At 49.0% G+C, this 958-nt stretch carries 9 tRNA genes; all 9 read right to left on the reverse strand.

Annotation, left to right across the window (positions count from 1 at the left end):
• Nucleotides 1–75: 75 nt before the first annotated feature.
• The 9 genes from HMPREF0849_RS09925 to HMPREF0849_RS09965 all read right to left on the reverse strand — a co-directional run bounded on the left by HMPREF0849_RS09925 (nucleotide 76) and on the right by HMPREF0849_RS09965 (nucleotide 858).
• Nucleotides 76–149 (reverse strand) — tRNA-Pro (locus HMPREF0849_RS09925).
• Between the two features lie 15 nt (nucleotides 150–164).
• Nucleotides 165–238: transfer RNA gene (locus HMPREF0849_RS09930), tRNA-Arg, on the reverse strand.
• A gap of 11 nt (nucleotides 239–249) precedes the next feature.
• A tRNA-Leu gene (locus tag HMPREF0849_RS09935) sits at nucleotides 250–335 on the reverse strand.
• Between the two features lie 7 nt (nucleotides 336–342).
• A tRNA-Gly gene (locus HMPREF0849_RS09940) sits at nucleotides 343–414 on the reverse strand.
• Nucleotides 415–441: 27 nt separating this feature from the next.
• Nucleotides 442–514 (reverse strand) — tRNA-Thr (locus tag HMPREF0849_RS09945).
• A gap of 12 nt (nucleotides 515–526) precedes the next feature.
• Nucleotides 527–608: transfer RNA gene (locus HMPREF0849_RS09950), tRNA-Leu, on the reverse strand.
• A 5-nt stretch (nucleotides 609–613) separates the two neighbouring features.
• A tRNA-Lys gene (locus HMPREF0849_RS09955) sits at nucleotides 614–686 on the reverse strand.
• Nucleotides 687–710: 24 nt separating this feature from the next.
• A tRNA-Asp gene (locus tag HMPREF0849_RS09960) sits at nucleotides 711–783 on the reverse strand.
• 2 nt (nucleotides 784–785) lie between these two features.
• A tRNA-Val gene (locus tag HMPREF0849_RS09965) sits at nucleotides 786–858 on the reverse strand.
• Nucleotides 859–958 lie beyond the last annotated feature (100 nt).

Here is a 958-nt window from a genome sequence, read left to right on the forward strand (position 1 = left end):
CGTAAACAAAAAAGAAGACTCTCAGAATCTCCTTAATAAATAGAAAAAGATACCTTTAAGTATCCTCGCAATCAATCGGGAAGACAGGATTCGAACCTGCGACACCTTGGTCCCAAACCAAGTACTCTACCAAGCTGAGCTACTTCCCGCGTTAAATAAAAAAATGCACCCTAGAGGAGTCGAACCTCTAACCGCCTGATTCGTAGTCAGGTACTCTATCCAGTTGAGCTAAGGGTGCTCATCATTATATGCCGAGGACCGGAATCGAACCGGTACGATCGTTACCAATCGCAGGATTTTAAGTCCTGTGCGTCTGCCAGTTCCGCCACCCCGGCCTCTCTAAGCGAACGACGGGATTCGAACCCGCGACCCCCACCTTGGCAAGGTGGTGTTCTACCACTGAACTACGTTCGCATCGACCTCTTATTCTATATAAAAAAATGCCGGCTACATGACTTGAACACGCGACCCTCTGATTACAAATCAGATGCTCTACCAACTGAGCTAAGCCGGCTGATTTCTATTATGCGGGTTAAGGGACTTGAACCCCCACGCCGTTAAGCGCCAGATCCTAAATCTGGTGCGTCTGCCAATTCCGCCAAACCCGCAAATATGACCCGTACTGGGCTCGAACCAGTGACCCATTGATTAAAAGTCAATTGCTCTACCAACTGAGCTAACGAGTCTAAAATAACTTCCGTTATCTTAAACGGTCCCGACGGGAATCGAACCCGCGATCTTCGCCGTGACAGGGCGACGTGATAACCGCTACACTACGGGACCTATGGGAGTTAACGGGATCGAACCGCTGACCCTCTGCTTGTAAGGCAGATGCTCTCCCAGCTGAGCTAAACTCCCAAAGGGCGGAGTCTAGCTCAGCCAACGGTAAGAAACTTCGTTTCTCTCATCCGCCGATTGTAATTTCGATTTCCTCTCAATTACAACTAAGCTAAACTCC

This window comes from Streptococcus sp. C300 (assembly GCF_000187645.1).
Lineage (GTDB): Bacteria > Bacillota > Bacilli > Lactobacillales > Streptococcaceae > Streptococcus > Streptococcus oralis_CQ.